At 44.7% G+C, this 12,593-nt stretch carries 9 protein-coding genes and 1 pseudogene; 5 read left to right on the top strand and 5 right to left on the bottom strand.

Annotated elements, in window-relative coordinates; all coding sequences use genetic code 11:
• Positions 1-317: pseudogene (locus tag L4D76_RS21650) on the bottom strand (IS6 family transposase); the annotation flags it as partial.
• Between the two features lie 197 nt (positions 318-514).
• On the opposite strand from L4D76_RS21650, the gene L4D76_RS21645 reads away from it, so the two are divergent.
• On the top strand, positions 515-1,243 hold the full coding sequence (locus L4D76_RS21645) for a phosphatase PAP2 family protein (protein WP_428442952.1): 729 nt from the start codon (positions 515-517) through the stop codon (positions 1,241-1,243).
• 99 nt (positions 1,244-1,342) lie between these two features.
• Here the strand turns inward: L4D76_RS21645 and L4D76_RS21640 are convergent, their stop codons facing one another.
• Positions 1,343-1,696: an XRE family transcriptional regulator gene (locus L4D76_RS21640; RefSeq protein WP_428442951.1), complete on the bottom strand. Its 354-nt coding sequence runs from the start codon at positions 1,694-1,696 to the stop codon at positions 1,343-1,345.
• A 553-nt stretch (positions 1,697-2,249) separates the two neighbouring features.
• Between L4D76_RS21640 and L4D76_RS21635 the strand changes: the two genes are divergently transcribed.
• Together L4D76_RS21635 and L4D76_RS21630 are read left to right on the top strand one after the other, a co-directional pair.
• Positions 2,250-2,453: a hypothetical protein gene (locus tag L4D76_RS21635; RefSeq protein WP_428442950.1), complete on the top strand. Its 204-nt coding sequence runs from the start codon at positions 2,250-2,252 to the stop codon at positions 2,451-2,453.
• Between the two features lie 127 nt (positions 2,454-2,580).
• Entirely contained in the window at positions 2,581-3,024 is a 444-nt protein-coding gene (locus L4D76_RS21630) for a DUF411 domain-containing protein (protein ID WP_428442949.1), read from the top strand.
• Between the two features lie 103 nt (positions 3,025-3,127).
• Here L4D76_RS21630 and L4D76_RS21625 read toward each other — a convergent pair whose 3' ends face one another.
• Positions 3,128-4,108 carry a hypothetical protein gene (locus tag L4D76_RS21625; RefSeq protein WP_428442948.1) on the bottom strand — a complete coding sequence of 327 codons (981 nt, stop codon included), beginning with the start codon at positions 4,106-4,108 and terminating at the stop codon, positions 3,128-3,130.
• 209 nt (positions 4,109-4,317) lie between these two features.
• On the opposite strand from L4D76_RS21625, the gene L4D76_RS21620 reads away from it, so the two are divergent.
• A complete protein-coding gene (locus L4D76_RS21620) occupies positions 4,318-5,016 on the top strand; it encodes a DUF2786 domain-containing protein (protein WP_428442947.1) in 699 nt (232 codons plus the stop codon).
• A gap of 291 nt (positions 5,017-5,307) precedes the next feature.
• Entirely contained in the window at positions 5,308-6,612 is a 1,305-nt protein-coding gene (locus L4D76_RS21615; protein ID WP_428442946.1) for an inosine/guanosine kinase, read from the top strand.
• A gap of 63 nt (positions 6,613-6,675) precedes the next feature.
• On the opposite strand, the gene hrpA is transcribed toward L4D76_RS21615, so the two are convergent.
• Positions 6,676-10,551 (bottom strand): ATP-dependent RNA helicase HrpA, encoded by a 3,876-nt coding sequence (gene hrpA / locus L4D76_RS21610; RefSeq protein WP_428442953.1) that lies wholly within the window; start codon positions 10,549-10,551, stop codon positions 6,676-6,678.
• Between the two features lie 289 nt (positions 10,552-10,840).
• Complete coding sequence (locus L4D76_RS21605) at positions 10,841-12,244, bottom strand: MATE family efflux transporter (RefSeq protein ID WP_428442945.1); 1,404 nt, start codon at positions 12,242-12,244, stop codon at positions 10,841-10,843.
• Positions 12,245-12,593 lie beyond the last annotated feature (349 nt).

Below are 12,593 nucleotides of genomic sequence, written 5' to 3'. Positions count from 1 at the left end.
ACACAGTAAAAAATCAATGACACAGCCATATTTATCAACGGCCCGGTAGTAATACTTCCATTGACCTTTGACGTTAATGTATATCTCATCCATACACCACGAAGACGCGACTGGCTTATTCATTTGTCGAGCACGATGTTCCAGTAGGGGGCGTATTTGATGACCCATCGATTCAATGTAGAGTGATCAACATTGATACCCCGTTCAGCAAATATTTCTTCGATTTCACGGTAGCTAAGTTTATAAGCAAGGTAATAGCGAACAACTTGAAGGATGATGTCGGAAGGAAAGTGGCGACCAGAAAAGTTGATAGTCATAATGCAAAAAGTAATGAGTGCTGACGGAGATCATAACTTACTACGCCAGGTTGCGACAGAACCCTTTATTGTCTATACACAGCATGAAGCATCACTTCAACCAGCCTGATACTTAATTACAAAAAATGACATTTTTTTTACGTTAAGCGGGTTACCCTCTGATAAAATTCAAACTCGTTTAATAACAAAACTATAAAATGTTAATTTCTTCATTTATTTCTAAAAAAATACCCGGGGTCATCGCCCTGTCCCTTTTTGCGGTATTGATGGCTGGTGTACTTGTCTTTTTTCCACAACCTGCTTTTACAACAGAGGTTAATGATCTAACAGGCTTGCTCTTTACCCTGCTCACCGATTCTGCAGGAAACCCATACTTTCTGATCACGACTGGGCTACTGTGTCTGATCCCTCTTTTCCTGAAATACCCCAAGGGGAAACTGATCCGTTTATGGATTCAATTCGGCATTTTGTTAGCACTAAGCTTTGTCGCTAAAACCGGATTAAAGCACATTACCGAAATTCCTCGTCCGTACAGTTATGAACTGCAAAGCCTTGGACTGGTCGATTCCGTACAGAACTTTTATCAGCTGGATGATACGAATAAAGAAGCGGTTGTCGAGCAAGCCGCTGACAATGTCAGCCATTGGCGCATTCGTCACTGGCAAGGCGAAACAAACTATTCGATGCCGTCAGGACACACTATTTTCGCTGCCGTTTGCGTTGTCTTCTGGGGAGGCTTTTTCTTACGCCGTAAACAGCTATTACCCGCTTTTATCATCATATTATGGGCAACTGGTGTGGGCACCAGTCGGATCTGGTTAGGCATGCACTGGCCATCAGATCTGTTGGTATCTATCACTTGTGCCGGGATCTTATATTGTTTAATCCCGGAGTGGGAAATAAATGGTAAGGAAGATAAGGGATAAACCTTTTAAAAACCACTAAGTACAGCATTTAAAAAGCCCTCAGTGTGAGGGCTTTTTTATAACTGTAATTTTAGGATGAGACAATTATCCCGATTGATATTACACGTTAACACTATGTTCGTACTCAACCACTAATTGGTTACCGTCATAGCGCACATTTTTGATATCGCCATCCAGAATATAGGTATTTGTCACGGTTACTGAATTAGGCATCGCCGTACCCATTTGATTTCGCAACGATGGCAAAGTCAGTACCGGGTCAACAGCCATAAAGTTACAGAACTGACTTACAAACCGATGCTCAAGAGACAACTTACCTCGTAATATATCAGAGAAAATAAGCTGACTGATCCCTAACCGTTTCGACATTTCGATTTGGGTCACTCTCATCTTGGCCTTATAGCTCATCCATGTGTCATGTAAGACCTTTCTATCTTGTTCTGTATACTGCATACTCAAAAATTCCTGCGCTATTTTTTTATTTATTACGATATTAAAGCTTAAAGGGTCGTGTGTAATGTCAGAGGAACGTAAGGCTTTGACGGCTTGCGATTTGAATCAGGTTCAACCTTGTTAAAACACGGGGAAATGCTTCCTGCCATATAAAGACCAACAGGGACAAGTAGATTGTCTTCAAGATGTTACAACCGATGTACGATTATTGGTCAATAATGACATCGTATACCCAAAGCACCTCGTGTCTTGAGGTGCTTTGGGTAGAGTAAAAAGGGATTGTCTGGGCGTAAAACCCAGTTATAATTGAGCCACTTATGACAATACCAACACTCGGACGACTAAAATAATGAGCATGCTTTACAAGCTGATCTCAAAAATAGTTTTATTCGCCATGCTGTTTACTGTCTTTTCAACCACAGTAAATGCAGGTTTGTTGCACGTCAAAAACGCCACTCTCAAGTCAAATTGTCAGTCAGAGATGGCTTGCTGTTCAGCTATCCCCTGTAACACCATAATGATAGATATGTGCAACCCGCATTCCATCTCGGCTATGGATAAACAATTTTCACCAGAGAAACAGCCTTCCGGGCAATACTGTATGGACGGCGATTGCCACTCCCAGACATCCCCGCTGGCTATTCTGACTGCTTTCAATTTCACTTATGTACAGGTTAATAGTGCAAGCTACGCGGATCCTGCTGGTGAACTTTTCCAGCGAAGCGAGCCCATACTGCGTCCGCCTACCGCCATCTAAGTTTTACCGCATTCCAGGCGGCATCAAGCATGCCGATGCTCGCTTTACACTGCTGTTATATGCATTGCTGTTATATACATTGCGGTTAAAGCCCGTAATACAAACTTAGACCAAACAGGATCACATAATGAAACTCTCTAAACTGATTGCACTGACTCTTTTAACTCTCAGCACTTCTGCACTGGCAAATACCATTGAGGGGACAAACTACCAGTCTCCATACTGCGGTTGCTGCAAAGAGTGGGTAAAACATATGGAAGACAATGGCTTTAAACTTGATGTGGTGTACAAAGAAGATCTGACGCCAATTAAGATCAAGCTCGGTCTGCGTCCGGAATATGCATCATGCCATACCGCACAAATCGATGGTTACACCTTCGAAGGCCATGTACCGGCAGATGAAATTAAACGCTTCTTAGACGAGAAACCTGATCGTATGATCGGCCTTGCTGTCGCAGGCATGCCAATGGGCTCTCCTGGTATGGAGTATGACGATATAAAAGATCCGTTTGACGTTGTCGCATTCGATAAAAATGGCAAGACCATAGTATGGTCTCGCCATAATCAGTAATACCAATCGGGATAAGTATCAGGCCATATACTTTTCACGATTGGTATAGACCCGCTAAATGTAAGCCCGGCACTATTGCCGGGCTTTTTGATCTTAAAAACAATCAGCGCGCTTCAACACGTGCAAACAAAGCCCGGTTCGGATCGCTCCGTTCAGCCCAATCGGGATCGACTTCGCGTTTTTCATAATAGATTTGTAAGCCGTTAAAATAGGTAAAGGCTGTTAACTCGGAATCTTGCATGAAGTACTCAAAGAAAGCATCTTCCTGCTGTGCCAATTCGTTTAGCGTTGTAATACCCCGCTGTAATACCCATTGAATCGCATGCGGTGAGATCATAGTGCGATACAGCATCAACTCTTCAATCTCAGACAATGTTATTTCAATAAACTGACCTGGTTGGGTTTGTACTGATAAGTCCTGCTCTGCTGCTTCTTGCTCTGCCAATAGTGCTTTCAGGCTCGCGATACTGGTTTCTCGTTCGGCGGCAGAATAGCCATAAGTCGTTTTACAAAAACGAATCGCGTAGGCCAATTTGTCACGGCCAACGAGCTCAATCACTTCTTCCAGGTAAGGCTGCGGCATATTGTATGCCTTGGCCAGCTGCTCAACCGCCTGTACCAAACCGGTATAGATGATGCCATTAAACTCAAGCTGAAAGGCATTGTTAATACCCATAACCGGAATACCATCGATACTCACGGGCCAGCCAGGGTAATTTACCCGACCTTTTGCGATTTCAAACATCATCCAGGCACTGTCTCGAAAACCTTCAAATGCTCTGCCTTCCAGCTCTGAATCTTCCAGCTCTTCTTTCGTCCAGTTCACGCCTATTTGCAAGTGTTTCTCATAACGGTTGTGAAGCTTTTCTTTCACTTTATCGCGTAATAAATCCAAGCCACTGACCTTGATGGATTTACATAACGTAAAACACTCCTGACAGCCAGGGAGCAAAATCGGTGATATTTGATGCTCATAATTCGGGGAGGCCATGAATGGATAAGATTCATAGTACGGCTCACCACAAAACCAGCAGGTGTGACGAAATTCAAAAGGAACATCAATGGATTGATAAGCTGTTGTCATATTTGCTTTATACTTATTAATGCAGCCCAGCATTACTTGCTGGGAAGAGTTAACTCATTATGCAAACCATGCCGTCTTTTAACAAGCCCGAGATAGTCAGGTTTTAACTGCACAGATAAAAATTTAGCATTATCTACACACATTTTTTGCCAAATACCCGTGTAAAACGTTAAAATACGTCCCCCCCTTTTCTTAAAGAGTGTGATTGAATGTCTGAACAGAAGCGAAAGGCGCTGAAAAAAATTGCAAAATGCCTAGAGCTGGGTAACTCTGCGAACATCAACGAAGCCGCACAAGCCATTCGAATGGCACACAGTCTGATGCTGAAATACGGCTTAGATAAAGATGACATTGAATTCATCAAGATGGGGAAAACCAAGTCTGCCACTCTGTTACCTGCAGACGTAAGTGCACAAATTCTTAAGATCATTCGTGGTATCAACCGTCGCTTTGGTGTCGAATGTGTGCTGACCAATCACAAGGGGCTGAAAAAAGCCGAATTCATTGGCGTTGCTGAGCGAGCCATTTTTGCCGCTTTCGCTTTTGACATTGTATACCGTGAAATGAACCAGCAAACGGGTCAGTTCCGCAATAGCTTTGCCGGAACGGGAACCAGCACGACCGAAGTTGCACGTCGCGTTTCTTCTTTCCTGGCCGGCTGGCTGGAAGGTGCATTGGAAAAGTTACCCGTGCTTAATACTGATGATGATCATGATCAGCGCATGTCGAACTATATCGATAAGCAGTTTGAAAACCTTGATCGTGAAACATTTAAGCAGCAACTTCAGGAAGCGATGAAAGGCATCACCGACGACTATGAAAAAGGCATGAAAAAAGGCCGCAGCATTTCCGTCAACCGCCCTGTTGGCGGTTCAGCCACTAAACAAGAAGTGAAACTATTAGAGTAAGCATTTTTTCGTCACTCTGCATGTTATTTAATATCAAGCTGACTAATAATCTAATTTCATATTATAAGCCGCAAATTATTGCGGTTTATTTTTATACCGCTGGCTATATTTATCCATAAAATATAGTCAGTTATTACGCTCTTCTTCTTCTTTTTAATTAACTCCACTTTAGGAAGATTAAAAAAGAAGCAAATAAAAGCAATTCGTCACCAGATTGCAATGAAATGGGATATATCTCGCATTTCTGTGTTAACATTAAACAAAATCCCATGAATCCCGTAGCCTTTACACATGAAATTTCCTGGTCAGCGTAAATCAAAGCATTACTTTCCTGTTAATGCCCGCGATCCATTAGTTGCTCAAATCCAGCATGATAATCCGCTCGCACGTACCCATCTCGTCGGTGTTGGTCAAACCATTGTTGATATTGAAGCGCGCGTTGATGATGAGTTCTTAAATAGACATTCTCTGAGTAAAGGCCACTCGTTAGTACTTGATGAAGATAAGGCCGAACTACTTTATCAAGAGCTAAAAGAGCATGATCTCATCAGCCACGAATACCCTGGCGATACTATCGGTAACACGCTGCACAACTACTCGGTGCTCGCCGATGACAAGTCAATTCTGCTCGGTGTGATGAGCCAAGATCTTAAAATCGGTTCTTATGCGTATCGCTACCTGTGCAATACTTCATGCCGAATGGATCTGGATCACTTACAGCCTGTCGATGGTCCAATTGGTCGCTGTTATACCTTGATCACAGAAGATGGCGAGCGTACATTTGCCATTAACGAAGGTCAGATGAACCAGCTTCTTCCTGAAAGCGTGCCTGAATGCGCCTTTGAAAATGCATCTGCACTTGTACTATCTTCTTACTTGGTACGTGGCAAAGCCAGCGATCCGATGAAAGATGCCGCGCTAAAAGCCATTGAGCATGCAAAGAAACATGATGTGCCCGTTGTTCTTACCCTGGGCACAAAATACGTTATCGAAGACAAAAAAGAGTGGTGGATAGAGTTCCTTAAAGAGCATGTCACTTGTGTCGCGATGAACGAAGAAGAAGCTGAAGCACTTACCGGAGAGAAAGATCCTCTGATTGCCGCAGACAAAACGCTAGATTGGGTTGATATGGTGCTATGTACTGCGGGCCCTGTTGGTTTATATATGGCTGGTTACACTGATGATGCACTCAAACGTGAATCAACCCTGCCGTTACTGCCTGGCCGTATCCCAGAATTCAATAAATACGAATTCAGTCGTCCTATGATGAAGGCAAACTGTAAAAATCCAGTGCGTGTGTATTCGCACATTGCCCCTTACCTTGGCGGCCCGGTGGAAATTAAAAACACCAATGGTGCGGGCGATGCAGCACTGTCAGCGTTATTACATGACATGTCAGCGAACCGATACCATAAGGCCAATGTACCTAACTCGGGTAAACACAACGGTAAATTCCTTAGTTATTCCTCATTTTCACAGATTTGCCAATATTCAAATCGTGTCAGCTATGAGGTACTTACTCAACATGCTCCTCGTCTGTCACGCGGTCTGCCAGAGCGCGAAGACTGCTTAGAAGAAGCCTACTGGGAACGTTGATCCCAACAAGTTGTGAATAAAAAAACGGAGCCTGCTGGCTCCGTTTTTGTTTCTATAACCTAATCAGCACTCGTTGATCGCATTGCGAACTCGCTTATCCGATACCGGATAAGGCGTGCCGAGTTGCTGGGCAAAGTAGCTTACACGCAGCTCTTCAATCATCCAGCGGATCTCTCTGACCTTTTCAGGCACCGGCTGCCCTTTCGGGATCTTATTCAGCAGCTCTTTATAGTCATTGACCACAGATTCAATTTTCAGAATATGAACACGATCTTTATTTGGATCGATCGGCAGTTTTTCCATCCGGCGCTCAATGGCTTTCATATAACGCAGGATATCCGGCAAACGCTGCCAACCGCACTCTGTCGCAAATCCTTTGAAAATCAAACCTTCGATCTGCGCCTTGATATCAGATAGCGCAAACGCCATGCTCAGATCGACTCTGCCCTTCAGACGTTTGTTAATGTTAAACGCAGTCGTCAGAATTGCTTCGACCTGCTTCGCAACATCAACAACCGTATCGCCAAGTTCAGCACGTACATATTCTTTGGTTGCCTCAAACTGCTCCGGCTGCCAGATCAATCCGCCTTTTTGCCCGATCAGCTTATCAACGCCACAGGCAATACAGTCATCAATCAAATCCATGACACGCCCATACGGGTTGAAGTACAAGCCGAGCTTCGATTTGTTCGGCAAGTTAGCATGCAGGTATTTGATTGGCGAAGGTACGTTCAGCAATACCAGTCGGCGCTGGCCCTGACTCATGGCCGTTCGCTGCTCTTCCTCGGTTTCAAATAGCTTAATGCCTACCGAGTCTTTATTATCAACCAATGCAGGGAAAGCCTTCACTTCAAAGCCGCCGCGTTTTTGCTGATAGCACTCAGGTAAAGTACCGAAGCTCCAGGTTTTCAGGCCGTCCTGCTCAATATCGTCATCTGCAACTTGCGATAATGTTTCCTGCACCTTTTCTTTCAGGCCTTCTTTCAGACTGTATAAGTCTTTGCTTTCATTCAGCTTACGGTTGCGATGATCAACAACGCGATAAGTGATTTTCAAGTGGTCAGGCACTTGATTCAGATTCCAGTCTTCACGTAATACGGTTACACCGGAAATACGTTTAAGTTCTTTCTCTAGCGAATCAAGCAACGGCATCGCCATTGCCTCAGCACGGGCCAAGAATGCATCAGCATAGTTAGGTGCCGGTACAAAGTTACGGCGCACAGGTTTTGGCAGTGACTTGATCAGTGCAATCACTAATTCTTGTCGCTGTCCCGGAATTTGCCAGTCGAAGTTATCCGGTTCAACCTGATTTAAGATCGGTAGCGGAATATGAACAGTGACACCGTCACTATCTTCGCCCGGCTCAAACTGGTAACTCAACTTCAGTTTCAGGTTGCCCTGATGCCAGAAGTTAGGATAATCCAGATCGGTAATATGGCTCGCATCACCTTTGAATAGCATCTCGCGTTCAAAGTTAAGCAAGTCTTTATTTTCTATGGATGCTTTTTTCCACCAGCTATCAAAGAAACGGCCGGAAACAACCGTATGCTCAATACGCTGATCGTAAAATTCAAATAACTGATCATCATCGATAAGAATATCGCGGCGACGAGACTTATGTTCAAGCTCTTCGACTTCCCGTAATAGCTTACGGTTCTGATGGTAGAACTTATGCTTGGTTTCCCAATCACCTTCTACCAAAGCCGAACGAATGAAAATTTCACGAGATACCTGAGCATCAATATTGCCGTAATTAACTTTACGTTTGCCAACAATCGGAATGCCGTACAGCATGATTTTTTCAAAACCAAAGACTGCTGCCTGCTTTTTCTCCCAATGCGGTTCACTGTAGCTTCGCTTCAGCAAATGCTGAGCCAGAGGCTCAACCCACTCAGGTTGAATTTTGGCGGCAATACGTCCCCACAATTTCGAGGTTTCAACTAACTCAGCAACCATGACCCATTTGGGCTGTTTCTTGAAAATACCCGAACCCGGGAAAATGTTGAAACGGGCATTACGCGCACCCTGATATTCATTCTTTTCCTGATCTTTAAGACCGATATGAGAGAGCATACCTGCCAGTAACGCAGTATGAATACCTTCATAGTTGGCTTCTTGATTATTCAAACGCAAGTCTAGCTCTTTCACTACCTGACTGACCTGGTAGTAAATATCTTGCCACTCACGAATACGCAGGTAGTTGAGATAATCTTTCTTGCACTGCTTGCGGAACTGATTACCAGACAGCGCTTTTTGCTGCTCTTGAACGTAATTCCATAAGTTAACAAACGTGATGAAATCCGACTCTTTATCGGCAAAGCGATTATGCTTTTCATCAGACGCTTGTTTCTTCTCCGTCGGACGTTCACGGGGATCTTGAATCGACAAGGCGCAAGCAATGATCATCACTTCACGTAATGAACCCAATTTTGGCGCTTCTAAGACCATACGTGCAAGACGTGGATCGAGAGGTAAACGGGCTAACTGACGCCCCATTGGTGACAGACGTTTTCGTGGATCCGTCGCTTTGGTGTCAATCGCTCCTAGTTCTTCAAGCAGGCGAATACCATCTTGAATATTGCGATTATCCGGCGCTTCTAAAAATGGAAATGCCTGAATATCACCAAGACCAATGTTGGTCATTTGCAAGATAACGGAAGCAAGGTTAGTACGCAGAATTTCAGGATCAGTAAATTCCGGACGCGACAGGAAGTCTTCTTCAGAATAAAGACGAATACAGATCCCTTCCTGCACACGGCCACATCGACCTTTACGCTGGTTAGCACTGGCCTGCGAAATCGCTTCTATCGGAAGTCGCTGTACTTTAGTTCGGTAGCTGTAACGGCTGATACGTGCAGTACCCGGATCGATAACATATTTGATCCCCGGTACTGTCAGCGAGGTTTCTGCCACGTTGGTCGACAACACAATACGGCGGCCACCATGTGACTGGAATACCCGATTTTGCTCACCGGCAGACAAACGCGCATAAAGCGGTAAGATTTCGGTATCACGCAAGTTACGCTTTTCGAGTGCGTCAGCAGTATCGCGGATCTCACGCTCACCATTCATGAAGATCAGGATATCACCCAAGCCTTCATCGCACAGTTCATCTACCGCATCAAAAATGGCCTGCAGCTGATCACGTTCAGACTCTTCTTCTGTCACCGGACGATAACGGGTTTCTACCGGATAAGTACGGCCGGACACTTCAACGATCGGAGCGTTATGGAAGTGCTTGGAAAAACGCTCCGGATCGATAGTTGCCGAGGTAATCACTACCTTTAAATCAGGGCGCTTCGGTAACAGTTCACGCAAGTAGCCCATGATAAAATCGATATTCAGACTACGTTCGTGGGCTTCATCGATAATAATGGTGTCGTACTGGCTCAGATAGCGGTCGCTCTGAATCTCAGCCAGCAAGATACCATCGGTCATTAGTTTGACCTGGCTGCGATCAGACACCTGATCGTTGAATCGGACTTTATAACCGACGTATGAACCCAGCTCGCATTCCATCTCTTCTGCAATACGGGTTGCTACCGTACGGGCAGCCAGACGACGAGGTTGGGTATGGCCAATCATGCCCTGGGTACCGCGCCCCAGCTCCATACAGATCTTAGGCAGCTGAGTGGTTTTACCTGAACCTGTTTCACCCGCAACAATAACCACCTGGTTATTCTTAATGGCTTCAGCAATATCATCTTTCTTCTGGCTGACAGGTAACTGTTCAGGGTAACGGATGGTCGGGCGCTGAGTTCTGCGTAACTCAACGGTTTGCATCGACTTGGCAATATCTAATGCAACTTCATCGAAAACAGCGTGTTTCGCTTTTTCGTTCTTAATTCTTGCCGCACCCTGCACACGTTTGTGCAAACGAAAACGATCGCGGATCATGCAATCTTTAATCGCGGCTTTCAGCGTTTTTTCATTATTCAAAACGTCTGATTGAGGTGTATTTGACAAACTCAACGGAATTCCTGACTTTTCAATTTGAAAGTAATAAAAATAGTAATAAAAACAGGCGGGATTCTACCATATTTCTCACGCCTGATCCGGTTGTCACAAAAATCGTAAAATAAGCAACAAACGAACAGTAAGAAAAATGAAGCAACGAACTAAGCACACACCAAAAAGCAGAGTCGGATATACCTACCCAGACTCTGCTTTTGAACACACTTTTACTCGCGACTCGTCATTAGAACCTAGAAACTGGATATACGCTTCTTCAGGCAGCCAAACACTCTTTGTCACCATCAGGTGATTCGTCATTAATCAGGTTGGTTAACCAGTGGCGGGCTCTAATACGATGCGTAGTCAGTACGACTTTGACTAACTCTTCAGTCAATATCGCCAACATCACCCAGTGTAATGGCCAGCCAAGGTAAATACCGGTAAAGATCGCAAGTGGGATACCGACCCCCCATTGAGCAAACAAGTCAATGAATATGCTAGCGCGAATATCACCGCCGCTTCTCAACACCCCGCCAATTCCCACCATATTAAACACTTTCAAGCACAAGCCTAATGCCAGTACCAGGGTAACATTGATGGCCATTTCCAGATCAGGGGCCGCTGTTTTAGCCAGCAAGCTGCCAATACCATCATGGAACAGGATGACAGTCACACCTAGCAACAACGCGAGCGAAGCACTCAGCCCAACAAACCACCATGACTGATACCAGGCACGTTGATAGTTCTCTGCACCCAGCTCATGACCAAGAATGGTTGAAGCCGCTACCGCAAATCCAATAAAGCCTGAGATCAGAACACCTTCAATTGGCGACAGCAGACTGATAATGGCCAATTCTGTCACTCCAAGCTGCCCAATAATGTAATTATAAACCAGCAGACCCATTGCCCAGCCACCATCATGAATGATCATCGGCAGTGCTACTGATAGGTACTTCTTACGCGCCTTCGGGACAACAGCTGCATCTACATCTTCGGCTTTTGGCAGAATCTCATTATACTTCCAGTAAGTCACCAACAGTAATAACACCGTCTGAATACCACGGGAGATCGTTGTACCCAACGCAGCACCCGCTACACCCATCTCAGGGAAGCCATAAAGGCCGAAGATCAGTAAGGCATTTAACAGCGCATTGATCAGCACCGCAATCAACCCCACAACAGTCGGCATTTTAGCGACACCGACAGCACGAAGTGCCGATTCAAGTGGTACAACAATGGCGGTAAAAATGATGCTCCAGCCGCACACAAACAGATAGGTTGTCGCGTGTTCGACAAAGGCTGGCTCATCCGTAATCAAGCTAACAATACTTTGAGGAGCCAGACGGTACAGCACTGCAAAAGGAATAGTAAAAACAACCGCACAGACCCACGACTGCAGCAAAGTACGACGCACACCATCCATTCTTCCGGCACCGAAAAATTGTGCGGCAAGCACACCAACAGCACCACTCACACCGATAATCATCAGTAAGTTAAAAAAGAATATCCGGTTACCGACACCTACCGCAGCTATCTGGGATTCACCCAGCTTCGACACCATCATGATATCGACCAAACCTAAGACGGCAAAAAGCATCGACTGCATCGAAACGGGTATCGCCAATCGCCAGGTTTTATTCCAGAATTCTTTATCTGCAGCAGTTCGCCAATTTTGCATTTTTGCCTCCTTATTATTGTTTTTAGTGTGATATAGATCATACGCCCAAAGAGTGAAAACGACTTATGCTAGCGTCTCAATAACTTTTGCAAAACTATCAAATAGTACCTTCCCCAATAATCGTCGATGGAGCGAAATAACCTGATGAGCTGGCCTGAGTACTTCCAAATTTCTGATCTCTGCCGCACAACGACCATCGATCAGGGTCAGCTTGTCGCTTTAGAGAAGCATAAAATTATTCAATGTGGCGTATAGTTAATGGAATCTAGGTGATTTTAAAAAGTGTTACTTTGCCTATGTATCAATGGATTAAGATTGTAACACTTTTAACTGAATTTTCTTTGATTAT

This window comes from Photobacterium sagamiensis (assembly GCF_050337085.1).
Taxonomy (GTDB): Bacteria; Pseudomonadota; Gammaproteobacteria; order Enterobacterales; family Vibrionaceae; genus Photobacterium; species Photobacterium sagamiensis.
Note: the sequence above shows the minus strand (reverse complement) of the source record. Positions and strands in the feature narration are given on the sequence as shown.